Source organism: Nitrosovibrio sp. Nv17, from assembly GCF_900119085.1.
Taxonomy (GTDB): Bacteria; Pseudomonadota; Gammaproteobacteria; order Burkholderiales; family Nitrosomonadaceae; genus Nitrosospira.
Genome location: NZ_FPIQ01000018.1, coordinates 1 through 24,841 on the forward strand (window position 1 = coordinate 1; position 24,841 = coordinate 24,841).

Below are 24,841 nucleotides of genomic sequence, written 5' to 3' on the forward strand. Positions count from 1 at the left end.
GTTTTCAGGATGATATGGAGGTCGAGTTTGAGGGACCAGTTCCTGAGGTAGTCGAGGTCGTGGTCGATGCGAGCCTGCATCTTGTCGAGGGTGCGGGTTTCGCCGCGGTAGCCGTTGACCTGCGCCCACCCGGTGATGCCGGGCTTGACCTTGTGGCGGATCATGTAGCCCTTGATGAGGTTGCGGTAGGTCTCGTTGTGGGCCACGGCATGGGGGCGGGGGCCGACGATGCTCATGCGTCCCTGGAGGACGTTGATGAACTGGGGCAACTCGTCGAGCGAGCTCTTGCGCAGGAAGGCGCCGACGCGGGTGATGCGGCTGTCCTCGCGGCTGGCCTGGCGGATGGTCTCGCCGTCCTCGCACACGCGCATCGAGCGGAACTTGTAGACCAGGATCTCCTCTCCGTCCAGGCCGTAGCGGCGCTGCTTGAAGATGACCGGGCCGGGGGAGTCGAGCTTCACGGCGAGGGCGACGAGCAGCAGCAGGGGGGAGATGAGGGCGAGGATCAGCAGGGAGAGCACGATGTCGCTGGCGCGCTTGATGAAGCCGTTGGAGCCGGTGAAGGGGGATTCGCACACGGAGATGACCGGGGTGCCGCAGACGGTGCCGCTGCGGCCCTGGATGAGGTCGGTGACGAACATGTCGGGCACGAAGTAGATCGAGGCGGTGGTGTCCTTCAGTTCGTCGAGCACGTGCAGGATGCGCGGCTGTGAGGCCATGGGCAGGGACAGGTAGATGAACTGGATGCGCTGTGTCTTGACGAAGCCCGGCAGTTCGTGCAGCCTGCCCAGCAGCGGGCTGTCCTCGGCACGGCTCAGGCGATCCGGGCTGCGGTCGTCGAAGAAGCCCGACAGGGCGATCTTGGAGTAGCGCGCCTTGTGGATGCGCCCGGCCAGGGCGGCGCCCTGGTCGTTCAGGCCGACGATGATGGCGCGCTGCGGCGGCCCCTGCAGCGCCAGCAGGGTGGGGGCGGCGGCGCGCAGCACCAGGTGGGCGCCGATCTGGCTCAAGGGCGCCAGCCACAGCCAGGCGACCAGCGCCTGGTGGGAGAACTCGTGCACGTAGCCGGTGGCGATGCCCAGCAGCAGCAGCAGCGTCATCACCCAGAACCAGCTGTAGAGCACGTCGAACACCAGGCGCTTGAGCGAGAACTGCAGGCGCGAGGTGCCGGGAAAGGTGATCGAGAACACGATCACCGCCAGGATCAGGTAGGGGGGCTGCAGTTCGCCCTCGATGCTCACGCCGATCAGCCACAGCGACAGCGCCAGCATGGAGGGGTCGAGCATGGCCTCCACGGCGCTGAGCATGTTGTTGCCCAGCGGTTCCTCGGCGCGCGCCGAGACCCGGGAGGCGGAAAAGGCCGGGTTGGCTTCAGCCATGGCTCAGGCTGCGCTCGATCTTGGATACGGCCTGCATCCGGTTGTAGACGTCCAGTTTCTTGAAGATGCGCTGCATGTGGTTTTTCACCGTGAAGGCGCTGATGGAGAGGATGCTGCCGATCTCCGCATTGGTCTTGCCCAGCTTGACCCAGTCCATGATCTCGCTTTCGCGCTCGCTCAGTCCGTGGTGCTCGGTCTCCTGCGCGCCTTCCGGCAGATAGGTGCGCTGCGGCAGGGGCGCCACGCCGCGCAGGGCGGTGTCGAGGTAGGGCAGCAGGATCTCCATGGCGGCAAGCGTGCCGCCATCGAGCGTGTCGCGCGAACTGAAGATCACGTACAGGCAGTCGTGGCGCCCGCGACGGTCGCTGATGCCGTGCAGCAGCGCACTGCGCATCCCACGCAGCGCCTTGCCAAGAGAACACTGCGGACTGCCACTGCTGCCCAGCATACCAGATCGGACATTCTGTACGCAAGCGCTCCTCCCGGAGCCGTTCCACAGGTTGTAGTACTTCCGCAGCAGCGGCAGCAGGTGCTGCAAGTGCAGGCCATCCGTCCTGACGCCGGGCAATGCCGACACGATGTCGCAATGAAGGTTTCCCGAATCGAAGTCGCCCCAGGCAGCCAGCATGATCTCGTGCGGCAGGTAGTGCTGCACTTCGCCCTGCAGCCATCTCAGCAGGTCGAAATGACCGCGGACGGCGATGCCTGATTGGATGATGCGCGCGTAGCGCCGAAGGTGATCGGCAGAAAGTGAGGAGAATTTATCCATGTCGTTCTTGGTTTCTTTTTATGCGAGGGGAAGATCGATGCATCCGTACCCTCTCGGCGGATCAGCACGACAGCGACGTCAATACCTTCCCATAATATCCCGATGCTTATTCAGCATTTTCTTCCCGGCAAAATCTGTACGATGCCTAACATAGGCCGGGGTTCTGACGCATTGAACTATCAAGCAATATTCATGCCATGTATTCAGCTGCAGCTGAAATCGGCAGCAGTTGTTACTTTCAACCGGGAGCGGGCGGATTTTTCGTCGCATGAGGCAGTATTCCACCGCGAAAAATCGGTTCGAATGTCTCTAAAAGGAGACACCCAAACTGCAACCATTCAAAAAAGACGAGACGGAAGAACAGGAGTGGCGGAAAAAGGAAGGCTCGAAACTCTATGAATGAAGGGGAGAAAGGTTCGGCAACTGGAATAAGGCGGATTCAGGAAAAGGCTGTCGCTTGGCCAGGTCTTGTCCGCTGATGCGTCTTGAAGGTCGTGGGGTGGCTGATGGGGATCGAACCCACGACAACCGGAATCACAATCCGGGACTCTACCACTGAGCTACAGCCACCATCTGCAAGACTGCATGACCTGAATTCCGCCTCTGCGCCTCTTCGCCCGAAAGCAGGAGAACGCCGATGGCGTGCCCGACAGGAATCGAACCTGTAACCCCCAGCTTAGAAGGCTGGTGCTCTATCCGGTTGAGCTACGGGCACCACTCAAATCGGATTTCGCCCCGTGCTGGCAGGGAATGGCCGGTGGTCGGGGTGGAGAGATTTGAACTCCCGACATCCTGGTCCCAAACCAGGCGCGCTACCAGGCTACGCTACACCCCGGAAAGGGCGCTACTATACCTTTCCAGCCGTCAAAGGTCAATTTCAAAGCAGTTCGCATCTGTCCCGCGCATGCTTCCGAAATCCTGTCGGGACGGGTATCTGCGTGCGGCCGCACGCCATGCTTCATGCACTTTTCGACTTGTCCCGCTCGATGCGTGCGTAGGCCGAATGATTGTGGATCGATTCGAAATTCTCGGACTCCACGGTGTAACGATCGACACGCTCATCCTGGTCCAGCACGGCGGCAATGTCGCGCACCGTGTCTTCCACGAATTTGGGATTGTCGTACGCCTTTTCGGTCACGTATTTTTCATCCGCCCGCTTGAGCAGGCCATAGAGTCCGCACGACGCCTGGCTTTCCGCGAGGTCTATCAGCTCCTCCACCCATACGGGACGGTTCCCTTGAATCGAGATCGAGACATGGGAACGCTGGTTGTGCGCGCCATAGGCCGAGATCTCCTTGGAGCAGGGACACAGGCTGGTGGTCGGCACCACGGCCTTCATCGTGAACGTGTACTTCCCGTTCCGGATTTCGCCGGCAAAGGTTACCTCATAGTCCAGCAGGCTCTTCAACCGGGAAACCGGCGCCACCTTCTCGACAAAATAGGGGAAGACGATCTCGACGCCCCCGGAATCGGCTTCCAGTCGAACCATCACGGTACGCAGGATGTGCTCGAAGGAGACGACCGAAACATCGTCTCCATGGGCGGCCAGCACTTCGACGAAGCGGGACATGTGCGCACCCTTGCGGCTGTGGGGCAGGCCGACGTGCAGGCTGCACACGGCGACGGTGTGCTGCCGGCCGCCATGGCGGTCCACGATCGTCACGGGATGGCGCAGCGCACGGATGCCCACTTCGTCGATGGCGATGCGGCGGGCATCCGAAGCGCCCTGGACATCCGAGATGGAAACGCTGGTGTCGGTCATGATCCTTTCGGCGAAAGGCCTCACACGGTATGCCGCTGCACGGCCCCCAGCCGGCATGGGCTGCGGCCGCAACGGAAGCCGGGACGAATTCCCGGGTCCAGAAGCGGAACAGGAGGTACTGGAAGTCGAGACAAGGCAGCCGGATCGATGAAGCCGGCTACCCGGAAAATCTCGCTGCGATGGATCTGATGATCCCCGCCTTGTCCAGCCCGCAATCGGCCAGCATCTGGGCCGGATCACCCTGGTCGATGAATGTGTCCGGCAACCCGAGTTGCAGGGCGGAAACGGCCAGGCCCCTGGCGGCAAGCAGTTCCAGCACCGCACTACCCGCGCCCCCCATGATGGTGTTCTCCTCGACCGTCACCAGAAGCTCATGACGCTGAGCCAGGGATAGCACCAGATCGGCGTCCAGGGGCTTGACGAATCGCATGTTGGCGACGGTCGCGTTCAGTTCATCCGCCGCTTCCAGGGCGGGCTTGAGCATGCTTCCAAAAGCCAGGATGGCGATCTTTTCCCCGTTGCGGCGTATTTCGCCGCGGCCCACCGGCAGCGCCTGCATCTGCTTGTCGGGCGCCACGCCGGTTCCCACGCCGCGGGGATACCGCACCGCCGCCGGCGTGTCCATCTGAAACGCGGTGTAGAGCATCTGCCGGCACTCGTTTTCGTCCGCGGGCGTCATCACCGTGATGTTCGGAATACATCGCAGGTAGGTCAGATCGAAGCTGCCTGCATGGGTGGGACCATCCGCCCCTACCAGCCCGGCACGATCGATTGCAAATACTACCGGCAGATTCTGGATCGCGACGTCGTGGATCAGCTGGTCGTAGGCGCGCTGCAGGAAGGTGGAATAGATGGCCACCACCGGCTTCATTCCCTCGCATGCGAGACCCGCCGCAAAGGTGACAGCGTGCTGCTCTGCAATGCCGACGTCGAAATAGCGATCCGGGTATTTCTCGGAAAATCTCACCAGCCCCGATCCCTCGCGCATCGCCGGCGTGATGCCGACCAGGCGCTCGTCCAGCGCCGCCATGTCGCACAGCCAGTCCCCGAAGATCTGGTAGTAGGCCGGCTTGTCCGCAGGCTTGGAGACGATGCCGGCTTCCGGATTGAACCTCGAGACCCCATGGTAGAGGATGGGATCCTCTTCCGCCGCCTTGTAGCCCGCTCCCTTGCGGGTGACGATGTGCAGGAACTGGGGGCCGCTGAGATGCCTGATGTTGTTGAGCGTGGTCACCAGTATGTCGAGATCGTGGCCATCGATGGGGCCGATGTAGTTGAAGCCGAACTCCTCGAACAGGGTGCTGGGCGTCACCATGCCCTTCACGTGCTCTTCCGCGCGCTTGGCCAGTTCCAGCACCGGGGGCACCACGCCCAGCATCTTTTCGCCGGCACGACGGGCGGTTGCGTAGAACTGTCCGGACATGAGCCGCGCCAAGTAGTTGTTGAGCGCGCCGACCGGACGCGAGATCGACATGTCGTTGTCGTTGAGGATGACCAACAGGTTGGTATCCATGGCGCCGGCATTGTTCAGGGCCTCGAACGCCATCCCGGCGCTCATGGCTCCATCGCCGATCACGGCTACCGCGCGCCGCCCCTTCCCTTCCTGCTGCGCCGCCACCGCCATGCCGAGCGCGGCGCTGATGGACGTGCTGGAATGCGCCGTACCGAACGCGTCGTACTCGCTCTCGTCGCGCCTGGGGAATCCTGCCACGCCGCCCTGCATGCGCAGCCTGTTCATGCCTGCGCGGCGGCCGGTCAGTATTTTATGGGCATAGGTCTGGTGGCCCACGTCCCACACCAGGCGATCATGGGGCGTGTTGAAGACGTAGTGCAGCGCAATGGACAGTTCCACCGTTCCCAGATTGGACGACAGGTGTCCACCGGTTCTGGCGACCGATTCCACGAGGAATCGGCGCAACTCATCCGCAAGCTGGGGCAATACCTTGCGCTCCAGCTTGCGCAGCGTCGAAGGGGTATCGATGGTATCGAGCAGTGGGTACATTTAACTCATCCGCTAGTTGGCGCCTGTCATCCGTGGCATGGTTTTCGGGGATGCGCAGACGCCTGTTATTTATTATATAGTGCCTGTTCGCTCCGAGCGTTGCCGGGGTTCAGAACGTGCGGTGAATGATGAAATCCGTCACCTCCCGCAATCGCCGTGCACCCTCGCCAAAGGATTCCAGCGACCGATATGCGTCCTGCCTCAGCTCCGTCGCCAGTTCACGGGCCGGTGCATTGCCGAGGATGCTGACGTAGGTAGGCTTGTTGCGCTCGGCATCCTTGCCCGCCGTCTTGCCCAGTGTGGCAGTGGTCGCTTCGGCATCGAGCAGATCGTCCACCACCTGGAACGCAAGGCCCATGCACTTGGCGAAATGATCGAGCTTCTGCAGGCTATCCTCATCCAGGGTGTTGCTGCAACGCGCTCCAAGCATGACTGCGGCACGAATCAGTGCACCGGTCTTGTGGATATGCATGAATTCCAGCTGGGGCAGGGTCAGGCTCTTGCCGACACTGGCAAGATCGACCGCCTGGCCGCCCGCCATGCCGCGCGAGCCTGCCGCCTGCGCCAGCTGTTTCACCATTTCCAGCTGCGTATCGGCATCATCCGCCAGGTGATGCTCGGCCAGCAGCTGGAATGCCAGGCTTTGCAGACTGTCGCCCACCAGCAGCGCCGTCGCCTGGTCGTATCTTACATGACATGTGGGTTTTCCCCGCCGCAGCACGTCGTCATCCATGCAGGGGAGATCGTCATGCACCAGCGAATAGACGTGTATCAATTCCACCGCTACCGCCGCGATGGTGACGCGCTCTTCATCGGCCTCACCGAGTTCGCCAGCGGCAAAGGCAAGCAGCGGACGTACCCGCTTTCCCCCGCCCAGGGACACATAGCGCATCGCGTCGTGCAGGCGCTCGGGCGGCACATCGGCAGCGGGAAGAAGGGTTTGCAGGGAAGTTTCTATGCGCGCCTGGCGGCTACTCGCCCAATCCTGGAAATCAGCGGTCATCGCCACCGGTCTGGGAGAAGTTTTTCAGCACGTCGGCCTCGAGCACGCGCACTTGCTGCTGCGCATCCTGCAGCCGGGATTGACAGTAGTGCAGCAGTTCCGTGCCACGCCGGTGGGCCGAGAGAGAAGACTCGAGCGACAGGTGCCCGGCTTCCATCTCCGTGACGATGCTCTCCAGTTCCGCCAGCGCCGCTTCGAAGTTCGGTGGCGGCGAGGACTCCTGGAACGGCTTGGCTGGATCCGCGGGCTTTGCAGGTTGAGTCATGATAACCAAGATACGATGTCCGCAGGGAGGGATACGCCACTGGAAACCTCTAAAAATAACGCATCAAGCGGGGTCAGGTCAATCAAATCGCACGAGGCGGGATCGGTGCAGCCGATCCTTCCCTACCGTTCATTCCCGAAGAAACAAGATACGCTTGCGCTACATCATCCTTTACCCCTGTATAACAGGAATCGATCCTTCGATACGAAGCCGCAAACAGCCGGAGGGTACCCGGAGCACGGAAGAATGGCACCCGGCGTCTGCGACACGATCCGTGCGAGGCGGGACCCGCAAGGTAAACCGGCCTTTGGCGGAGCACCCGCCGATCCTTGCGCCGACCCTGAGAAATCGTGTTATGAATCATGGTACTGAATCCATAAATCAGCGGCCGGCCGGCCGATTTGGGTTAAAATGAAGGATATATTTCAACCTTCGTGAAAAGGAGAAAAAATACCCGATATGTCCAATATCGTTGACGTCTCGCAATTGACGCGTGCATCGACATCCCTGCCGACGGACTGGTATCTCGACCCGCGCATTCTGGAACTGGAAAAACATCTCCTGTTCGATCAGGGGCCAGGGTACGTCGGCCATGAGATCATGCTGCCCAATATTGGGGACTACCACGTGCTGGAATGGATGGAGAACGCAAGGGTGCTGGTGCGCAACGAACGCGGTATCGAACTGCTGTCGAACGTCTGCCGCCACCGGCAATCGCTGCTGCTGCAAGGCCGCGGCAACGCCCGCAACATCGTCTGCCCCATCCACCGATGGACCTACGACATGCGCGGCACGCTGCTGGGCGCTCCCCATTTCCCGGAAAAACCCTGCCTCGATCTTGGCAGTACGCCGCTGCAGAATTGGAACGGGCTTCTCTTCACGGGGAGCCGGGATGTGGCCCGCGATATGGCTGATTTGAAGGTGCTGGAGAACTTCGATTTTTCCGGGCACGTGCTGGAACGGGTGCAGATAGACGAATATGCCTGCAACTGGAAAACATTCATCGAGGTCTATCTGGAGGACTATCATGTCGAGACCTACCATCCCGGGCTGAGCAACTTCGTCGACACCAACGACCTGAAGTGGGAGTTCGGAAACTGGTACAGCGTGCAGACGGTCGGGATCCACGCCGGGCTCGCCCATGCCGGCACGCCGGTCTATGCCAGATGGCATGAGCAGCTGCTGCTCCAGACCCAGGGAAAAATACCGGCCCACGGGGCCATCTGGATGCTTTATTATCCCAATATCATGTTGGAATGGTACCCGCACGTGCTGATCATCAGCACGTTGCTGCCGAGGGGGCCGGAGCGCTGCACGAATGTCGTCGAATTCTACTATCCGGAAGACATCGCCCTGTTCGAACGCGAATTCATCGAGGCGGAGCAGTCCGCCTATCATGAAACCGCCGCGGAGGATGATGAAATCTGCAGGCTGATCACCGCCGGGCGGCGCGCCCTGCATGCGCAGGGCATCAGTGAGACCGGACCGTACCAGTCGCCCATGGAGGACGGGATGGTGCATTTCCATGAGTTCCTGAAGCGCAGGATCGAGCCCTTTGTTTAGCCGTATCCCCCATCCACGGACAACCCGCCCATGATCACGATCGAGGAAACCGGAAATCTGATATCCGCCACCATATATGGTGAGTTCACTCTGGCCGACTACAGGGAATTCGAGGAGCAGGTGGTCTACAAGTCCCGGTTCGAGGGCCGATTGAATCTGCTGCTGGACTGGCGTGCCATGCTCGACTACACCGTCGACGTCGCCTGGGAGGATATCCGGTTCATGCGGGAACATGGCAGCGCATTCGACCGGATCGCGATCATCACCGACGATCAATGGCAGGCGTGGGGGGCCTGGGTGTCCAATCTTTTCATGAATGCCAGTGTCCGGGTGTTCAGCGACTACGACAGCGCCAATGCGTGGGTGACTGACCGATAGGGGAAAAAGCCGTGCTGCGGCAACCGGGCACGCGGCAAGTCCAGTCCTCCTGGCCAGCGGAGGAACCGGATGGCGGTCTGCACCGAAAGCCCTGCCGCCCCCGCGTCACCGGGAGGAATTGTTGCAAAAAAACTACACATTCCGCCTTTCTGCTCCAAAATTTCTTTATATTGATCCACAACTCGTCCAAAATGGAGCCCGTTGCCTCTCCTTATGTTTGTTGTACACATATGTGAAGGGCCAAGGACATTCGGGCACTGGAACGCCCGGGCATCGGCCTGAGAACCGGCGTGACCCGACTGGCTTCCACATTGTTTCGGTAGGGATGGAGCAGATAATTCGGAAACGAAGACCCCTCGTATCGACCGGAACCCATCATTATTGAATTTAAATAAGAAATAATGGCCAGTACCATTCATTTGGAGGAGAAGACCTTGAGTTCAACAATAGCGCAGTTAAATGCTCCGCTGGCACAAGCGTCTGCTCTTCGATCGTCAGACGAGCTTGCGGTGGCGCTTGCGCCCACTCCCACCTCCAATACCCAGCCACAGAGGCTGGCCGACTTCGAAACGCTCACGGCGGCCCTGGAATACGCAGCGACCGGAGAAACCGGATACAACTTCTACGATGCCAGGGGAAATCTGCGCTCGGTGCTGCCCTACCGGGCCCTGAGACACAACGCGCGCGCGCAGGCCCGCCGTCTGGCGGGGCTCGGCATGACTCGCGGCGACCGGGTTGCCCTCATCGCCGATACCACACCGGAATTCGTGGAATTGTTCTACGCGTGCCGCTATGCCGGGCTGGTTCCCTTTGCGATGCCCGTTCCGGTCAATCTTGGCAGCCACGCGGTCTATGTGCAGCAGCTCAGGGGAATGCTGGAAAGCGGCCAGGCCGCCGCCGCGCTGGCCAACCTTGACTATGTGGGCTTTCTTGCCGAAGCCGCTGCCGGATCCGAAAGGCTGAAGTGGGTCGGCACACCCGAGCAACTGGGCGAGCGCCCGGCCACGCAAGTGGAATTGCTTGAAAACCACCCGGATGAAGTCGCCTACCTCCAATTCACCTCCGGCAGCACGCGCGCGCCGCGCGGCGTGATCATCACCGAGCGGGCGCTCATGAGCAACCTGCAGGGAATCGTGCGCAACGGCCTGGAGATCGGCCCCGGCGACCGCAGTGCCTCGTGGCTGCCCTTCTACCACGACATGGGGCTGGTGGGCATGGTGATGGCCCCGATGGTGGCACAAGTGTCGGTCGATTACCTGGCCACCCGCGACTTTGCCATCCGGCCTTTGCAATGGCTGCGCCTGATCAGCCGCAATCGTGCCACCGTCGCGTTCAGCCAGCCGTTCGGACTCAAGCTCTGCACGCTGCGGGTGCGCGATTCCGACCTGGAGGAACTCGACCTGAGTTGCTGGCGGGCTGCCGGTGTCGGTGCGGAGATGATACGGCCGGATACCCTGAGGAACTTCGCCGAGAAATTCGCCCCGGCGGGTTTTGACGTGCGCGCCTTCCTGCCCTGCTACGGGCTGGCGGAATCGACGCTGGCCGTCACCTTTTCCAAGGTCGGCCATGGCTTCGACAGCCTGCGTGTGGATGCCGGGACGCTGGTAGACAAGAAGATGGCGGTACGCCTCCAGGTGGAAGGCAGGAAGTATAGCGAATTCGTGAACTGCGGCCGCCCGCTGCCCGGACATATCGTCAAGGTGGTCGACGAAGCCGGGCAGGCCGTGCCCGATCTGAGGGTGGGCAGTGTGCTGGTGCATGGCAACAGCATCATGGCCGGCTATTTCAACAACCCTGAGGACAGCCAGAGATCCCTCCTCCCCGGAAACTGGCTGGATACCGGGGATTTGGGGTTCATCTTCGAAGGCGACCTGTATGTCACCGGTCGCCGTACCGACGTCATCATCGTCAACGGTCGCAATATCCGCGCGCAGGATATCGAGGAACTCGCCGAGCAGCAGCCGGAAGTCAGAACCCGGGAAGCGTCCGCCTTCGGCATCACCGATACCAGCGATGTGACCACCATCGTACTGGTCATCGAGTGCCGCCTGACCTCCGCGGCGGACCGGCAATCCCTCATCAGCCGGCTGCAGCGGCAGGTGTACATGGCGTTCGGCGTCAATTGCCTGGTCGAGTTGGTGCCGCCGCATACATTGCCGCGCACCTCGTCCGGAAAGCTGTCGCGCTTCGCGGCACGCCAGGGCTTCATTCAGCGCACCAATCTGACGGACCAGCTATCCGCCGAGTCGGGGGACAAGTAATCGATCTATGTCGGGCTCATGGGTGGCGGTGACCGGAGCCACCGGCTTCATCGGCGGTGCGTTGCTGGAATCCCTGACGCAGGGTGGATGGAAGATCAGGGCATTGACCCGCAGTCCTCGCAGGGCGATCGACAATTCGGTGCAATGGATCGAGGGTGACCTGGACGACCAGGATGCGCTGCGGCGGCTGGTCGAAGGGGTGTCCGCCGTGGTTCACTGCGCCGGACGGGTGCGAGGGCGATCCCTGGAAGATTTCATCGCGACCAATGTCACCGGCACGCGCAATCTCGTGCTGGCTTCGATAGAGCAAGCAGTCCCGCCATCCCGCTTCCTTCTCGTCTCCTCCCTGGCTGCCCGGCAACCGGAGCTTTCATGGTACGCTGCCAGCAAGCACATGGCCGAGCAACTGGTGAATGAGTACACGCGTGCCATCCCCTGCGCGGTTTTCCGTCCGACGGCGGTGTACGGTCCCGGCGACAAGGAGATGAGCCCGCTCTTCAGGCTTACGCGGCACGGCATTCTGCCCATGGTGGGCCCGGTGACGATGCGTTTCGGCCTGCTGCACGTCGACGACCTGGTCTCGGCCATACGCTGCTGGCTTGCAACGCAACCGCCGCCTCAGGGCATATACGAACTCGACGACGGTCTGCCGGGAGGCTACGACAGTCGTGCGGTCGCCCGCATCGCGCAGGATACGTGGAAACGGCCGGTACGCTGCCTGTTCCTCCCGGCTCCGCTGGTCTCGCTGATAGCTCACGCCAACCTGTGGCTGGCACGGCGGCTGCGCTATGCGCCCATGTTGACTCCCGGAAAGGTGAGGGAACTGCGCCACCCGGACTGGGTCTGCGACATCGGACCGCTGACTCGTGCAATTCCGGGCTGGCAACCCCGCATTCGCCTGCAGGATGCCCTGTCCCAGGCGATATAATCCATCAGAAACCCGACCCGGCATCCATCATGGCCAGCGACTACGAAGACGTCCTCCAGAAACTCTGCCACCACCTCCGGCAGCTTTCCCCGTCTGACGCGGACATCACGCCCCGGACCGATCTCATCGAGCAACTCGCGATCGATTCCGTCAAGCTGCTGAACCTGGTCATGGAAATCGAGGATGAATTCGATATCTCGGTCCCGATCAACGCGCTTGCGGACGTGCAGACGGTGGACGAACTGACGAACCTGATTCTGCGCATCAGGTCGGAGGCACGGTGAGCCTCCTGGACAAGCTGGATGCGGTGGCGGCGGCGAGAAAAGCCCTGCTACCCGAAGGCATGGACGTCTTCGGCATTCCCGTGGGACAGATCCACTCCACGACGGAAGCCGAGATCGGCGGGCGCCGCATCCTTTTTCTGGGCACAAACAACTATCTGGGCCTGACCTTCGCGCCCGAGTGCCTGAAAGCTGCGCACGAGGCGCTCGACGCCGAAGGCACCGGCACCACCGGCTCGCGCATGGCCAGCGGCAGCTACGGCGGCCATCGGGCGCTGGAACGGGAGTTCGCGGAATTCTACGGAGTCCTGTCGTGCATCGTCTTCACTACCGGCTACCAAGCGAATCTCGCCACGATTTCCTGCCTGGCGGGCGCAGGGGACGTCATCCTGATCGATGCCGATTCCCACGCCAGCATCTATGATGGCTGCCGCTTGAGCGGTGCCGAGATTATCCGGTTCCGCCACAACGACATGGCCGATCTGGACAAGCGGCTGCGCCGCCTGGGCGAACGGTCGCGCTCGACCCTGATCGTCGCCGAGGGTATCTACAGCATGCTGGGAGATCGCGCGGCGCTGGCCGACATGGTCCGCCTGAAGGACGCCTACGGCAGCGTGCTGCTGCTGGACGAGGCTCACTCCCTCGGTGTGCTGGGCGCAACCGGGCAGGGCCTGGTAGAGGAAACCGGCCTGATCGAGGGAGTCGATTTCATCACCGGCACCTTCAGCAAGAGCCTGGGCGGCATCGGCGGATACTGTATCAGCAATCATCCCCAGCTCGATCAACTGCGCTACGTGAGCCGTCCCTATATCTTCACGGCCTCGCCCTCACCGGCCACCATCGCCTCCACCCGGGCGGCGCTTCGTCTGCTGCGCGATGGAACGACGCTGCGCGAACAGCTCTGGAGCAATGCCCACCGACTCTATTCCCGCCTGCACGAGCTCGGTTACCGGCTGGGGCCGGAGCCCAGCCCCATCGTCGCCGCGATACTGGATACGCCGCAGCAGGCGCTGGCGTTATGGAGCGGCCTGCTGCAACACGGCATCTACGTCAACCTGATGCTGCCTCCCGCTGCACCGGATGGAAAATCGCTGGTACGGTGCAGCGTCAGTGCCGCCCATACCCGCGATCAGATGGATTTTGCCGGGCGGGTCTTTGCCGAGTTGCGCGCCACGGCCATGTCATGAAAATTCCTGCCGCCAGATGCCCTGGCTGCCCCTGGCGCGCCGGTCCTCCAGGCAACGATCGGGCTTCTGCCGTCCCTGATTCCGAAGCAGGATGCGCACCCTTCTGACCTACAGCATGGTCTTCCCGCGACGCAGCGCCTACGTGCTGATGGCGCTATTGGCTGCGGGCGTCGCCGAAGGGCTCAGCCTCACCGCATTGCTTCCCCTGCTGTCGACCGCCATCGGGGGAACGGGAGACTCGGACATTGGCCGAGTCATCGTCAGCGTGCTGCAGAAAGTCGGGATCGAGCCCACGATAGGGGCCATGCTGCTGATCATCGTCGGTGGCATGCTCGTCAAGAGCCTGATCCTGCTGCTGGCCAACCGGCAGGTCGGCTATACCGTGGCCCACGTCGCCACCACCCTGCGCCTGGAACTCATCAAGGCGCTGCTCGCCAGCCGCTGGCAATACTACCTGCGCCAGCCCATCGGCTCGCTCGCCAATTCAGTCGCCACCGAAGCCTACCGGGCGGCGAACGGTTTCGAACACAGCGCCAATGTCCTCGCTCTGGCGATGCAGGTACTGGTCTATACCGTCGTCGCCCTTTTCATCTCCTGGCAGGCGACGCTCACCTCGCTCGTCATCGGCCTGCTGCTGCTGCTGGTACTGCATCGCCTCGTGCGGGCCACGCGCAAGGCGGGCTCCAAGCAGACGCACCTGATACGTCATTTGCTGACCTATCTCTCCGACGTGCTCAGCTCCGTCAAATCTCTCAAGGCCATGGCGCGGGACAATGTGGCCGACGCCATCCTGCGCGATCAGACCCAGCAGCTGGAGAGAGCTACCCGCCGGGAGGTCATGAGCCGGGAAGCCCTCATGGCGCTACAGGAACCGATACTCGCCGCGCTCACGGCGAGCGGCCTGTATCTGGCACTCGTCATCTGGGAGCTGTCCCTGCCCGAGGTGATGGTCATGGTCTTTCTGCTGACCCGGGTGCTCGGCCTGCTCAACAAGACCCAGCGGCGCTACCAGCAACTCGTCGCCCAGGAAAGCGCCTACTGGGCCATGCGGGCAGCCACCCAGGAGGCCCAGGCAGCCGCCGAAAGGACGACGGGTACGCTGCAGCCCACCCTGCAGCAGGAGATCAGCCTGAGGCACATCGACTTCGACTACGGCAGCAAGGTGATATTCCGGGATCTCCACATCGACATTCCCGTGAAATCCTTCACGACCATCACCGGCACGTCGGGAATCGGAAAAAGCACGCTGCTGGATCTGCTCTGCGGATTGGCCGAACCCAAAGCAGGAGAGATCCTGATAGACGGCGTCCCCCTGCAGGATATCAACCTGCGTCTATGGCGGCGCATGATCGGCTACGTCTCCCAGGAGACCATCCTGCTGCATGACACCATTCTCAACAATATACTGGTGGGCGCGCCCGACCTTGACGCGGGGGATGCGGAGCGGGCATTGCATCAGGCGGGTGCCTGGGATTTCGTCAGCGCCCTGCCGGAGGGCATGCGCACCGTCGTGGGCGAACGCGGGGGACTGCTGTCAGGCGGACAGCGACAGCGCATCGCCATCGCCCGGGCGCTCGCACATCAGCCGTCCTTTCTGCTCCTGGATGAACCGACCAGCGCACTGGATCCGCACAGCGAACAGATCATCTGCGAAACACTGCAACGGCTGGCGGAGAACTTGACCATCATCGCCGTATCCCACCAGCCTGCGGTGGTCACTGCGGCGCACACTGTCTATACCCTTTCCAAGGGAACCGCGCAACGGCTGCAGCCCGGTAACGGCGCAGACTCCCCGGCGCTCCTGGATATCGCCTCCGATCACGCTTGGCAGCCACCCAATCGGAAGCGGCAATAACGATCGACGATCAGGATGCCTTGGCGCTCGCCCGGCTGCGCATCCAGAAGAATACGCCGATACCGACCGCACCCAGCAGCAGCGCGATCTCGGTCACCCCGACTCCTCCGCCATGGCCGCCATGGCCGCCACCGCCACCGACATGGATCGGTATGCGCACGGCTGTCGCCAGCTTGCCGTTCTTTTCCGTCTCCAGCAGGATCGCGTACTGGCCCAGGTCTTCCAGGTTGACCGTGAACGTGATGCTGCCGGAAGGATAGGCCTGTGCCGGAACGGACAGGATCTCGTGCCCGCCTTCCCCATGCCCTTCCATGACCAGTCGCGCAGCGATGGGAATCTCGCGCGATTCCGGGTCCGTCAGGTCCACCGACATGAACAGTTCGCCGGTTTCGGGAACGTGATCGCAGTACGCATGCATGGGCGGGAGATCGCCCTTCGGTTTTTCATAGGCGCTGAAAGCCACGGGGAAATCGCCTGTCTTGATGGCGCAGTCACCCGAATGATGGCCTTCGTGGGCCAGCATGAGCTGCGCCTGCGCCGGCATCATGGCCAAGGCCAGCAACGCGGAACATGCCATCCCCGCAACCCATCCAAACTTTTTGTTCATGGTTTCTCCGGTTTCAAATCCTTCGATCGATCGTACGACAGACAACTCCTTGAAGCTGGATGCGGCGGCGGGCCGCATATCGCGGATCCAGGGCCCAGACCCAGGAATCCCTGCCACGGACTCACCCCGCGGGCGCTACCCCTCATCAGGAGACCACGCCACGCTTCCCGGTGTGCCACGGCCTCCTCGCCCTCAGCCGTACGCCATGCCCGGCCGGAGACTGAATGCAAGCGCGGATTGTATACCAAACCCTTCGGGGATAGGAAGCAGCGCCTGCCGGCCACGTTCCCTCCCCATTTCCCGAACGGCAGACTATCGGTCTTGACGAACGTCGGACAAGAATGCCGATCGGACGGGGAACGATCCCCGCGGAATGAAAGAATGAAGCTGGCCGATAAGCCGGGTTCTGTCGTGGACAATCATTCCTCTAGGCGCATCGTTGCCCATGCGCTCAAGCAACCTACCCGCAGGCTCGGCGAGCAGCGTCATAGCCTGCCTATTTGGTCTTGCTCCGGATGGAGGTTACCGCGTTTCACCGTAACTCAATACGCTCGTCTCTGTGGCCCTGTTCCTCACCTCGCGGTGGCCGGCCATTAACCGGCATCCTGCTCTGCGGAGCCCGGACTTTCCTCCCCCCGCGCTCATGGGCTGAACACGGGCGGCGACTGTCTGGCCAGCTTCGATCGGGATGGTATCATCAAACCCGGCCGACGGCGAGACGTGTCTTCCCGAGTCCCAAAAAGCCGCTCAGCCATGAGCATTCAGGGTATGATCTGCGCTTTCAGAAGCCGATGCGCCATGACCATGAACCGCTTCCTCCTGCTTTTGTCCATGCTGCTTCTCGTCCTGTCGGGCTGCGCAGCGCTGCGCCTGGACGACTCGATCCGTACCTCCGTCGCCGGCATCGAGCCTCTTGAAGGCAAGGGCATGGAGGCACGCTTCACGGTATACCTCCGGATCCAGAACCATGGCAACTCGCCGCTGGACTACGACGGCATCGCATTGGATCTGGATCTGCGCGGCATGAATTTCGCAAGCGGGGTCAGCGACCAGCGCGGAACGATCCCGCGCTATGGAGAAACGGTCATCATGGTGCCGGTAACGGTACCCGCCACGACCATCATCCGCCATGTCGTCGGTTTTGCGACCGGCGACCGCACCAAGGTCGACTACCAGCTACGCGGCAACCTCGGCGGGCAGGGGCTGGCCATGGGGCGATACTTCGACTCGAAGGGGGAGATTGCCTTGCCTGAACTGCCAGCCGAACCTGTGGTCAGATGATGCCATAGCGCGCGCGGTAATCCTCGATCGCACCGAGATCGGCTTCCTCGTTCCCTGCCCACCGCAGGTATTCCACGATGTCGTCCAGATTTGCAATGCAAGCAATCTGCATTCCATATGCATGGATGGCCTCCTGCGTTGCGGACAGTTCTCCCATGCCGCGTTCCATGCGATCCAGGGCAATGATGACACCGCAAGGCACTGCGTGCGCGGCGCGGATGTGGCCGACGGATTCGCGCATCGACACGCCTGCGGAAATGACGTCATCCACGATCAGGACGCGTCCCGCCAGAGGAGCACCCACGAGGCTCCCGCCTTCGCCATGATCCTTCGCTTCCTTGCGATTGAAGCAGAAAGGATGGTTGTGCCCATGCTCGGCCAGCGCGATGGCGATGGCGCTGACCAGCGGAATTCCCTTGTAGGCCGGACCGTACAGCATGTCGAATGCAAGCCGGGCGTCGAGGATGGCTTTGGCGTAGAATTGCCCCAGGCGCCGGAGCGAGTTGCCGTCGTTGAACGCACCGGCGTTGAAGAAGTATGGCGACATCCGCCCCGCCTTGGTCTTGAATTCGCCAAAGCGCAGCGCCCCGCAATCCACGGCGAACCCTATGAACTCCCGACGCAAAGCAGTCATGATCCGATGACGGGCCGAAAACCAGAACGTGAGAATTATAACGCTTAACCTGAATGGCGTACGCTCCGCCGCGACCAAGGGATTCTTCCGCTGGCTGCCCGTCCAGCAGGCCGACATCGTATGCGTACAGGAACTGAAAGCACACGCCAAGGACATGACCGTGGAAATGCTGGCGCCCGACGGCTACCACGGCTGCTTCCACTACGCCGTAAAGAAGGGATACAGCGGTGTCGGCCTTTACAGCCGGCGGCGGCCCGATAACGTCGTGGAAGGCCTCGGCATCGCCGAAATCGACATGGAGGGACGCTTCCTGCGTGCCGATTTCGATGCGCTGACCATCATCTCGATCTATTTCCCTTCCGGATCCAGCGGCGAGCACCGCCAGGCAGCGAAGTTCTTTTTCCTGGAGCGGTTCCTGCCCATGCTCGAGACACTCGCGCGGTGCGGCAGGGAAATCATCCTGTGCGGCGACTGGAACATCGCCCACCGGGAGATCGATCTCAAGAACTGGCGCACCAATCAGAAGAATTCCGGGTTCCTGCCGGAGGAACGCGCCTGGCTCGGACGCGTATTCGACGAACTCGGCTTCATCGACGTATTTCGGCAACTGAATGCCGAACCCGAGCAGTACACATGGTGGTCGAACCGCGGCCAGGCATGGGCCAAGAACGTCGGCTGGCGCATCGACTACCAGATCGCCACGCCCGGCATCGCGGCCAGGGCCAAAAAGGTGCATATCCATAAAACGGAGCGTTTTTCCGATCATGCCCCGCTCATCATCGACTACGACTATGACGTATTCCCCACCCCTGGTACCTGAACACCCGTCCCACGGAGTCGCCACTTCGGCCGGCCACGACGGATAGATGGCGTTTACAACCCCAGCCGGCTGGCTCCATGCCTTCCGCGTCTATGCCCATCCGCGCGTCCTGGGCATGCTGCCGCTCGGATTCTCCGCCGGCTTGCCGCTGCTGCTGGTGCTGGGGACGCTCTCGTTCTGGCTGCGGGAGGCGGGCATCGACCGCTCCACCATCGGCCACCTGAGCTGGATTGGTCTGGCCTACGGATTCAAGTGGTTGTGGTCGCCCCTGGTCGACCGCCTGTCGCTGCCGTTGCTGACGCGCCTGCTGGGCCGGCGGCGCGCCTGGCTGCTGCTGTCGCAGATCGTCATCGCCATCGCCCTGGTTGGCCTTGCCAGTACCGATCCGGCCCGACATCTGACATACACTGTTTATTTCGCTCTGGCGGTCGCCTTTGCTTCGGCCACTCAGGACATTGCACTGGACGCCTATCGGATCGAGGCGGCGGCACCGCGCCTGCAGGGAGCCATGGCGGCCACCTATCAGGCCGGCTATCGCGTTGCCATGATCGTCGCCTCTGCCGGCGTGCTCTGGATTGCCGCAGCGCTCGATCCTTCCGAGACGACGTATGAGCACGCGCCCTGGCGTGCGGCCTATCTCGCGATGGCCGCTTGCATGGCCGTGGGCATCCTCACCACGCTCGCCGTCCGTGAGCCCGGCCCACCTGCCACACAACTCGTCACGGAAAACGAGCGCCATGCCCGGCAGGCCATCGCACACTGGCACCTGAACGTCCATCTTGCCCGCCTGCTCGCATGGCTGTATGGAGCCATGATCGCGCCATTCCGCGATTTCATAGTGCGCCACGGCCGCCAGGCGCTGGTGATCCTGGCGCTGATCGCCCTCTACCGCATTTCCGACGTGGTGATGGGCGTCATGAGCAACCCCTTCTACGTCGACATGGGCTACACCAAGGACGAGGTGGCCACCGTTTCCAAAGTGTACGGGGTGCTCATGACGATCATCGGCGCGGCATTGGGCGGCGTGCTCACCGCCAGGATCGGTATCATGCGCACGCTTTTTCTGGGTGCGGTACTGTCGGCAGCGACCAACCTGCTATTCGTCTGGCTGAGCGGGCGCGGGCACGACGTCGCGGGACTGGTCTTCACCGTCTCCGCCGACAACCTTTCCGCAGGGATTGCCTCCTCCGCCTTCATCGCCTATCTGTCCAGCCTGACCAACTCCGCCTACTCCGCCACGCAGTATGCATTGTTCAGCTCGATCATGCTGCTGCTGCCGAAATTCATCGCCGGATTCAGTGGAGCCTTCGTCGATGCCTATGGCTACGCCAGCTTCTTCACCGGCACCGCCCTGATCGGCATGCCGGTGCTGCTGCTGGTGTGGCTGGCGGGACGGGGAGAATTCGGCGACCGGCACGCCTCCGGGCCGGAACGGGACTGAACTACCTGCGCCGCTCGAAACGGTAGACCGCCAGTACACCCAGCAGGTTGGGGAGAAATGCGACCTGCCGTTCTCCACTCATCACCCGGCGCTCGAGGATGCGCGCGCTGTGCTGGCCGCAGAATGCCTCGAAGTCGCCCAGGGTACAGTTGTGAATGTTGGGCGTGTCGTACCATTGATAAGGCAGGGCTTCCGATACCGGCATGCGGCCGGCCATGATCTGCAGGCGATTCTTCCAGTACCCGAAGTTCGGGAATGACACGATTCCCTCCCTGCTGACCCGCAGCATCTCCCGGATGATCTCCTTGGTATGCCTGACCGCCTGCAGCGTCTGCGACAGCACCACGTAGTCGAACGAATCCGATTCGAAGCTCTGCAGCCCTGCCTCCAGGTCGCTCTGGATCACATTGACGCCGTTGTTGAAGCAGGCCAGGATATTTTCGTCGTCGATCTCCACTCCATATCCATGAACCTGGCGCATGTTCCGCAGGAAGCAGAGCAAGGAGCCATCGCCGCAACCCAGATCGAGTACTTTCGTACCCGGCCTGATCCAGGAGGCGATGGCCGCAAAGTCCGGTCTGATACGTGCGAAAGACGTCATCGTATCGATCTTGTGGTCGATTGGCATGGAACTCGTCTCCCGCCGCCTATAGAGCAATGCTGCCCATGTAGGCCCGCATCAGCTTGTGGTAGTGACAGTCTTCCATCAGGAACGAATCGTGGCCGTGGCTGGAGGTGATTTCGGCGTAGCTGACGTCCAGCTTGTTGTCCAGCAGCGCCTTGACGATGGCCCGCGAACGCTCCGGGGAGAAACGCCAGTCCGTGGTGAACGACAATACCAGAAACTTTGCCCTGGCGGCACGCAAGGCCGCACTCAGGTTGCCGTCGTGCAGGTATGCGGGATCGAAATAGTCGAGCGCCTTGGTCATGAGCAGGTAGGTATTGGCATCGAACTGGTCGGAAAACTTGTCTCCCTGGTAACGCAGGTAGGATTCGATCTCGAACTCCACGCCGAAACCGAACGCAAGCGCCCCGTTGCGCAACTCCCGTCCGAACTTGGTGGCCATCGCATCGTCCGACAGGTAGGTGATGTGTCCCAGCATGCGCGCCAGCCTCAGTCCACGCCGTGGGATCACGCCATGCAGATAATAGTCGCCGTTGTGAAAGTCGGGGTCGGTGAGAATGGCCTGACGGGCAACGTCATTGAACGCTATATTCTGTGCGGTCAGCTTGGCGGCCGCGGCAATCACCAGCGCATGCCGCACCCGATCCGGGAAGTCCAGCGTCCACTGCAGCGCCTGCATCCCGCCAAGACTGCCGCCCGCGATGGCGGCGAACTGGTCGATCCCCAGGTGATCCGCCAGCCTGGCCTGCGCCTGCACCCAGTCTTCCACCGTGATCACGGGAAAATCCTGCCCGTAGTGCCTGCCGGTGGCGGGATTGATGCTGGCCGGACCGGTGGAACCGTGGCATCCGCCCAGATTGTTCACGCCCACCACGAAGAACCTGCGGGTATCGATGGATTTTCCCGGACCTATCATGTTGTGCCACCAGCCCATGCTCTTGGGATCATCCGCATAACGGCCGGACAGGTGGTGGCTGCCCGAAAGCGCGTGACACACCAGTACTGCGTTCGATCGGGCCGCGTTCAGCTTGCCGTAGGTTTCGTATACCAGGTCATAACCCTCCAGCACGGCACCGCTCTTCAGCCGCAGCGGCATATCGAAGCGCATACGCTGCGGCGTGACGATATCAGTCGTATCCAAGCTCTGCATCGAAAAAACTGTTCATGAACCAATCATGGATCAATGCGTCTCCCGGCAGGCGGCCTCCGCCTGCATCTGTCCCACCCCTTTTTCCGGGATGCTATCCATATATCATACCACGCCGAGCTGGCGCTGCCATGGATTTCCGCCTTCAGATGGTGCGGCAATCCACGGATCAGCCGTTCAGTCTTTGCAGCAATGTCCGGATCTTCTCCGGATCGTCGCTTCTGAGTATCTTTCGCGCCAGCGGGACGATGCCGGGCAGGTCGCTGCGCAGCACCTCCCGTTTCACGGCCAGCAACTGTGCCGGATACATGGAAAAGATGCGCAGACCGAAACCCAGCAGCAACCGGGTGAACGACACGTCTCCCGCCAGCTCGCCGCACACCGTCACCGGCACCTTCGCCCGGTTGGCGCTGCGTATGGTATGCGCGACCAGCCGCAGCACCGCTGGATGCATGGCATCGTAGAGGTGCGCCACGGAATCGTCGGCGCGATCGATGGCGAGGGTGTACTGGATCAGATCGTTGGTTCCGATGGACAGGAAATCCAGCCTGCGCATGAACACTTCCAGACACAAGGCCGCAGCGGGAACCTCTATCATGCCGCCCACCTCGATATCTTCGTCGAAGGGGATCCTCTCGTGCCGCAGCCCATCCTTGGCACGCTCGATCTGATGCAGCGTCTGCGCGATCTCGGCCGCACTGGAGAGCATCGGTATCAGGATGCGGATGGGGCCGTGCTGTGAGGCGCGCAGGATGGCGCGCAACTGCACCTGGAACATCTGCGGCTCGGCCAGGCTCAGGCGGATGGCACGCAGTCCGAGGGCGGGATTGGCCGCTACGCGCCTGCTGCTATCGAGATTCTTGTCGGCCCCCAGGTCGAAGGTGCGTATCGTCACCGGCAGACCCCGCATTTTGCGCACGACCTTGCGGTATGCTTCGAACTGCTCATCCTCGTCGGGCAAATCTGCCCGATCGAGGAAGAGGAACTCGCTGCGGAACAGCCCGATGCCAGCCGCCCCGCTCTCCCTGGCCTGCTCCACATCCTGCGGCAATTCAATGTTGGCGTGCAACTCCACCGCAGTGCCGTCGAGTGTCACGGTGGCCGTCGTCTTGAGACGCTTCAGCTTCTGCTTTTCCAGTTCGAGCCGCTCCTGGCGCAAGCGGTATTCGGCAAGCGCACGGCTGTCGGGAGCGATGATCACCACGCCCTGGGTACCGTCCACGATCAATAGATCGCCATCCCTTATCAGGCTGCGGGCATGATGCAGGGCCACGATGGAAGGAATGTTGAGACTGCGCGCGATGATGGCTGTGTGAGAAGTCGAGCCTCCCAGGTCGGTCAGGAATGCGCTGAAGCGATGCCGCCTGTACTGGATGACGTCTGCCGGGCTCAGGTCGTGCGCCACCAGGATGTTGTCGCCATCCCGCCGGGAAGCGACGGATACGTGTCCGGGATGTCCCAGCAGGGCCTTCAGCACGCGCTCGACCACCTGGGTCACGTCGGCCTTGCGCTCGCGCAGGTAGGGATCCTCGACCTGTTCGAACTGCGCGATCAGCACGTTCATCTGTTGCGCCACCGCCCATTCGGCATTGCATCCATGCTGGGCGATGTGCGCCCCGGCGGCGGTCGACAGCGTCGGATCGTCGAGTATCATGCGGTGCAAGTCGAGGAAGGCGCCATACTCCGCGGAGGCGGGCCCTTCCGCAATGGAAGCGTGCATGGCGTCGAGCTCATCGCGCACGGCAGCAAAGGCGGCATCGAGGCGGAGCATCTCCCCATCGATGCGCTCCGGCGGCACGAGGCGGTACGTCACCTCCAGCGCGGCATGGGAGACGAGACAGGCGTGGCCGATGGCGATGCCACCGGACACGCCCACGCCATGCAGGGCGAAACTCATTCCGGTTCCCCGAAGCGATCCTCGATCAGATTTACCAGGGCCTGCATCGCAGCCACCTCGTCGCCGCCGGAGGTCTCGATACCCAGCATGGTTCCCTTGCTCGCAGCCAGCATCATGACACCCATGATGCTCTTGGCATTGACCTTGCGCTCGTCCCGCGACAACCACACCTCGCTGTCGTAGCGGCCGGCCAGCTGGGTCAGCCGGGCGGATGCACGCGCATGCAGCCCCAGCTTGTTGACGATCTCGATCTGTCTATACTGCATCGTGCGATTTTCCTGCGATACGCATGACACCTTCCCTTCCTCCCGCAAGTGCCTTGTCCGCTACCGCGGCAAGCGGCTCGCCGCGATAGGTGAGCGCCCGCAGCAGCATGGGAAGATTGGCGCCGGCCACGCATGCCACCCTGCCTGGAACGACCAGCCGGGTGGCGACGTTGCAGGGCGTGGCCCCGCAGATATCGCTCAGCACCAGCACGCCGTCGCCACCGTCGAGCCGACCGATCAGGGCTTCCGCGCTGCATACGATGACATCGGGGTCATCCCCGGGGGCGACGCCGAGCCACGCCAATTGCGGAATGTCGCTTTCCAGGACATGACTCGCGCAATCGGCGAGGCTGCGTCCCAGGTCGCCGTGAGAGACGATCAGGATGCCGATCATGTCCAGCGGTGCCACTCGATATGTGATAGCGAATCCATCCGGATGCTTCAGACGTTGCGGCGAACCCGCCACCCTGGCGGGACGGAAACGCACGAT

General features: G+C 62.1%; 24 protein-coding genes, 3 tRNA genes and 1 other RNA gene. 11 read left to right on the forward strand and 17 right to left on the reverse strand.

Translation table 11 applies throughout. The features are described from left to right. Positions 1 to 1,307 (reverse strand): undecaprenyl-phosphate glucose phosphotransferase (locus tag BT108_RS10105; RefSeq protein WP_255369632.1); only part of this gene is annotated, 1,307 nt, incomplete at its 3' end. A 64-nt stretch (positions 1,308 to 1,371) separates the two neighbouring features. Beyond that, positions 1,372 to 2,148, reverse strand: coding sequence for an XrtB/PEP-CTERM-associated transcriptional regulator EpsA (gene epsA, locus BT108_RS10110; protein WP_072294416.1), 777 nt, complete (start codon positions 2,146 to 2,148; stop codon positions 1,372 to 1,374). A 102-nt stretch (positions 2,149 to 2,250) separates the two neighbouring features. Between epsA and BT108_RS13580 the strand changes: the two genes are divergently transcribed. Then, positions 2,251 to 2,547, forward strand: a complete 297-nt coding sequence (locus BT108_RS13580) for a hypothetical protein (RefSeq protein ID WP_143142467.1) — start codon at positions 2,251 to 2,253, stop codon at positions 2,545 to 2,547. Between the two features lie 96 nt (positions 2,548 to 2,643). On the opposite strand, the gene BT108_RS10115 is transcribed toward BT108_RS13580, so the two are convergent. The 7 genes from BT108_RS10115 to BT108_RS10145 form a co-directional block, all read right to left on the reverse strand. After that, a tRNA-His gene (locus BT108_RS10115) sits at positions 2,644 to 2,718 on the reverse strand. Positions 2,719 to 2,786: 68 nt separating this feature from the next. After that, positions 2,787 to 2,863, reverse strand: a tRNA-Arg gene (locus BT108_RS10120). A gap of 43 nt (positions 2,864 to 2,906) precedes the next feature. Next, positions 2,907 to 2,983 (reverse strand) — tRNA-Pro (locus BT108_RS10125). Positions 2,984 to 3,106: 123 nt separating this feature from the next. Beyond that, positions 3,107 to 3,910, reverse strand: coding sequence for a GTP cyclohydrolase FolE2 (folE2, locus tag BT108_RS10130; RefSeq protein ID WP_072294417.1), 804 nt, complete (start codon positions 3,908 to 3,910; stop codon positions 3,107 to 3,109). 157 nt (positions 3,911 to 4,067) lie between these two features. Next, the gene (gene dxs / locus BT108_RS10135; protein ID WP_072294418.1) at positions 4,068 to 5,912 is read right to left on the reverse strand and encodes a 1-deoxy-D-xylulose-5-phosphate synthase; all 1,845 of its coding nucleotides are present in this window, start codon (positions 5,910 to 5,912) and stop codon (positions 4,068 to 4,070) included. A 109-nt stretch (positions 5,913 to 6,021) separates the two neighbouring features. Continuing rightward, on the reverse strand, positions 6,022 to 6,915 hold the full coding sequence (locus tag BT108_RS10140; protein WP_072294419.1) for a polyprenyl synthetase family protein: 894 nt from the start codon (positions 6,913 to 6,915) through the stop codon (positions 6,022 to 6,024). After that, on the reverse strand, positions 6,905 to 7,180 hold the full coding sequence (locus BT108_RS10145) for an exodeoxyribonuclease VII small subunit (protein WP_072294420.1): 276 nt from the start codon (positions 7,178 to 7,180) through the stop codon (positions 6,905 to 6,907). Before BT108_RS10145 ends, BT108_RS10140 begins: the two co-directional genes overlap by 11 nt. Positions 7,181 to 7,639: 459 nt before the next feature. Between BT108_RS10145 and BT108_RS10150 the strand changes: the two genes are divergently transcribed. The 7 genes from BT108_RS10150 (at position 7,640) to BT108_RS10180 (ending at position 15,633) form a co-directional block, all read left to right on the forward strand. Then, the gene (locus tag BT108_RS10150; RefSeq protein ID WP_072294421.1) at positions 7,640 to 8,743 is read left to right on the forward strand and encodes an aromatic ring-hydroxylating oxygenase subunit alpha; all 1,104 of its coding nucleotides are present in this window, start codon (positions 7,640 to 7,642) and stop codon (positions 8,741 to 8,743) included. A gap of 30 nt (positions 8,744 to 8,773) precedes the next feature. Next, positions 8,774 to 9,121 (forward strand): SpoIIAA family protein, encoded by a 348-nt coding sequence (locus tag BT108_RS10155; RefSeq protein ID WP_072294422.1) that lies wholly within the window; start codon positions 8,774 to 8,776, stop codon positions 9,119 to 9,121. Between the two features lie 434 nt (positions 9,122 to 9,555). Next, a complete protein-coding gene (locus BT108_RS10160) occupies positions 9,556 to 11,382 on the forward strand; it encodes a fatty acyl-AMP ligase (RefSeq protein WP_072294461.1) in 1,827 nt (608 codons plus the stop codon). A gap of 7 nt (positions 11,383 to 11,389) precedes the next feature. After that, on the forward strand, positions 11,390 to 12,310 hold the full coding sequence (locus tag BT108_RS10165) for an NAD-dependent epimerase/dehydratase family protein (RefSeq protein ID WP_072294423.1): 921 nt from the start codon (positions 11,390 to 11,392) through the stop codon (positions 12,308 to 12,310). A gap of 29 nt (positions 12,311 to 12,339) precedes the next feature. Continuing rightward, complete coding sequence (locus BT108_RS10170) at positions 12,340 to 12,594, forward strand: acyl carrier protein (RefSeq protein WP_072294424.1); 255 nt, start codon at positions 12,340 to 12,342, stop codon at positions 12,592 to 12,594. Then, positions 12,591 to 13,778 carry a serine palmitoyltransferase gene (locus BT108_RS10175; protein ID WP_177257301.1) on the forward strand — a complete coding sequence of 396 codons (1,188 nt, stop codon included), beginning with the start codon at positions 12,591 to 12,593 and terminating at the stop codon, positions 13,776 to 13,778. The genes BT108_RS10170 and BT108_RS10175 overlap by 4 nt, the downstream gene beginning before the upstream one ends. Positions 13,779 to 13,869: 91 nt before the next feature. After that, positions 13,870 to 15,633, forward strand: coding sequence for an ABC transporter ATP-binding protein (locus BT108_RS10180; RefSeq protein ID WP_072294425.1), 1,764 nt, complete (start codon positions 13,870 to 13,872; stop codon positions 15,631 to 15,633). Positions 15,634 to 15,643: 10 nt separating this feature from the next. Here BT108_RS10180 and BT108_RS10185 read toward each other — a convergent pair whose 3' ends face one another. Together BT108_RS10185 and rnpB are read right to left on the reverse strand one after the other, a co-directional pair. Next, entirely contained in the window at positions 15,644 to 16,240 is a 597-nt protein-coding gene (locus BT108_RS10185) for a hypothetical protein (RefSeq protein WP_072294463.1), read from the reverse strand. A 379-nt stretch (positions 16,241 to 16,619) separates the two neighbouring features. Further along, an RNA gene (rnpB, locus tag BT108_RS10190) (RNase P RNA component class A) lies at positions 16,620 to 16,921 on the reverse strand. A 123-nt stretch (positions 16,922 to 17,044) separates the two neighbouring features. Between rnpB and BT108_RS10195 the strand changes: the two genes are divergently transcribed. Further along, a complete protein-coding gene (locus BT108_RS10195; protein ID WP_083566384.1) occupies positions 17,045 to 17,521 on the forward strand; it encodes an LEA/WHy family protein in 477 nt (158 codons plus the stop codon). On the opposite strand, the gene pyrE is transcribed toward BT108_RS10195, so the two are convergent. After that, positions 17,514 to 18,155: an orotate phosphoribosyltransferase gene (pyrE, locus tag BT108_RS10200; RefSeq protein ID WP_072294426.1), complete on the reverse strand. Its 642-nt coding sequence runs from the start codon at positions 18,153 to 18,155 to the stop codon at positions 17,514 to 17,516. The two genes, BT108_RS10195 and pyrE, sit on opposite strands and share 8 nt — an antisense overlap. 28 nt (positions 18,156 to 18,183) lie before the next feature. Here pyrE and BT108_RS10205 point away from each other — a divergent pair, with 28 nt between their 5' ends. Beyond that, positions 18,184 to 18,975 (forward strand): exodeoxyribonuclease III, encoded by a 792-nt coding sequence (locus tag BT108_RS10205; RefSeq protein WP_072294427.1) that lies wholly within the window; start codon positions 18,184 to 18,186, stop codon positions 18,973 to 18,975. A gap of 46 nt (positions 18,976 to 19,021) precedes the next feature. Then, positions 19,022 to 20,416, forward strand: coding sequence for an AmpG family muropeptide MFS transporter (locus BT108_RS10210; protein ID WP_072294428.1), 1,395 nt, complete (start codon positions 19,022 to 19,024; stop codon positions 20,414 to 20,416). A gap of 1 nt (position 20,417) precedes the next feature. Here BT108_RS10210 and metW read toward each other — a convergent pair whose 3' ends face one another. The 5 genes from metW to BT108_RS10235 form a co-directional block, all read right to left on the reverse strand. After that, positions 20,418 to 21,044, reverse strand: a complete 627-nt coding sequence (gene metW / locus BT108_RS10215) for a methionine biosynthesis protein MetW (RefSeq protein ID WP_255369691.1) — start codon at positions 21,042 to 21,044, stop codon at positions 20,418 to 20,420. A gap of 19 nt (positions 21,045 to 21,063) precedes the next feature. Further along, complete coding sequence (locus BT108_RS10220; RefSeq protein ID WP_072294429.1) at positions 21,064 to 22,191, reverse strand: homoserine O-succinyltransferase MetX; 1,128 nt, start codon at positions 22,189 to 22,191, stop codon at positions 21,064 to 21,066. A gap of 166 nt (positions 22,192 to 22,357) precedes the next feature. Beyond that, complete coding sequence (ptsP, locus tag BT108_RS10225; RefSeq protein WP_072294430.1) at positions 22,358 to 24,085, reverse strand: phosphoenolpyruvate--protein phosphotransferase; 1,728 nt, start codon at positions 24,083 to 24,085, stop codon at positions 22,358 to 22,360. Continuing rightward, positions 24,082 to 24,351 (reverse strand): HPr family phosphocarrier protein, encoded by a 270-nt coding sequence (locus BT108_RS10230; RefSeq protein ID WP_072294431.1) that lies wholly within the window; start codon positions 24,349 to 24,351, stop codon positions 24,082 to 24,084. Before BT108_RS10230 ends, ptsP begins: the two co-directional genes overlap by 4 nt. Continuing rightward, on the reverse strand, positions 24,341 to 24,838 hold the full coding sequence (locus tag BT108_RS10235) for a PTS sugar transporter subunit IIA (protein WP_369817085.1): 498 nt from the start codon (positions 24,836 to 24,838) through the stop codon (positions 24,341 to 24,343). Before BT108_RS10235 ends, BT108_RS10230 begins: the two co-directional genes overlap by 11 nt. Between the last annotated feature and the right edge of the window lie 3 nt (positions 24,839 to 24,841).

Excerpts from the sequence above, each read along its gene's own strand:
- BT108_RS13580 (WP_143142467.1), top strand. The coding sequence starts at position 2,251 with ATGCTTATTCAGCATTTTCTTCCCGGCAAAATCTGTACGATGCCTAAC.
- BT108_RS10195 (WP_083566384.1), top strand. The coding sequence starts at position 17,045 with ATGAACCGCTTCCTCCTGCTTTTGTCCATGCTGCTTCTCGTCCTGTCG.
- BT108_RS10220 (WP_072294429.1), bottom strand. The coding sequence starts at position 22,191 with ATGCAGAGCTTGGATACGACTGATATCGTCACGCCGCAGCGTATGCGC.
- BT108_RS10180 (WP_072294425.1), top strand. The coding sequence starts at position 13,870 with ATGCGCACCCTTCTGACCTACAGCATGGTCTTCCCGCGACGCAGCGCC.
- ptsP (WP_072294430.1), bottom strand. The coding sequence starts at position 24,085 with ATGAGTTTCGCCCTGCATGGCGTGGGCGTGTCCGGTGGCATCGCCATC.
- BT108_RS10150 (WP_072294421.1), top strand. The coding sequence starts at position 7,640 with ATGTCCAATATCGTTGACGTCTCGCAATTGACGCGTGCATCGACATCC.
- BT108_RS10185 (WP_072294463.1), bottom strand. The coding sequence starts at position 16,240 with ATGAACAAAAAGTTTGGATGGGTTGCGGGGATGGCATGTTCCGCGTTG.
- epsA (WP_072294416.1), bottom strand. The coding sequence starts at position 2,148 with ATGGATAAATTCTCCTCACTTTCTGCCGATCACCTTCGGCGCTACGCG.
- metW (WP_255369691.1), bottom strand. The coding sequence starts at position 21,044 with ATGCCAATCGACCACAAGATCGATACGATGACGTCTTTCGCACGTATC.
- BT108_RS10145 (WP_072294420.1), bottom strand. The coding sequence starts at position 7,180 with ATGACTCAACCTGCAAAGCCCGCGGATCCAGCCAAGCCGTTCCAGGAG.
- BT108_RS10170 (WP_072294424.1), top strand. The coding sequence starts at position 12,340 with ATGGCCAGCGACTACGAAGACGTCCTCCAGAAACTCTGCCACCACCTC.
- folE2 (WP_072294417.1), bottom strand. The coding sequence starts at position 3,910 with ATGACCGACACCAGCGTTTCCATCTCGGATGTCCAGGGCGCTTCGGAT.
- BT108_RS10140 (WP_072294419.1), bottom strand. The coding sequence starts at position 6,915 with ATGACCGCTGATTTCCAGGATTGGGCGAGTAGCCGCCAGGCGCGCATA.
- pyrE (WP_072294426.1), bottom strand. The coding sequence starts at position 18,155 with ATGACTGCTTTGCGTCGGGAGTTCATAGGGTTCGCCGTGGATTGCGGG.
- BT108_RS10165 (WP_072294423.1), top strand. The coding sequence starts at position 11,390 with ATGTCGGGCTCATGGGTGGCGGTGACCGGAGCCACCGGCTTCATCGGC.
- BT108_RS10230 (WP_072294431.1), bottom strand. The coding sequence starts at position 24,351 with ATGCAGTATAGACAGATCGAGATCGTCAACAAGCTGGGGCTGCATGCG.
- BT108_RS10210 (WP_072294428.1), top strand. The coding sequence starts at position 19,022 with ATGGCGTTTACAACCCCAGCCGGCTGGCTCCATGCCTTCCGCGTCTAT.
- dxs (WP_072294418.1), bottom strand. The coding sequence starts at position 5,912 with ATGTACCCACTGCTCGATACCATCGATACCCCTTCGACGCTGCGCAAG.
- BT108_RS10155 (WP_072294422.1), top strand. The coding sequence starts at position 8,774 with ATGATCACGATCGAGGAAACCGGAAATCTGATATCCGCCACCATATAT.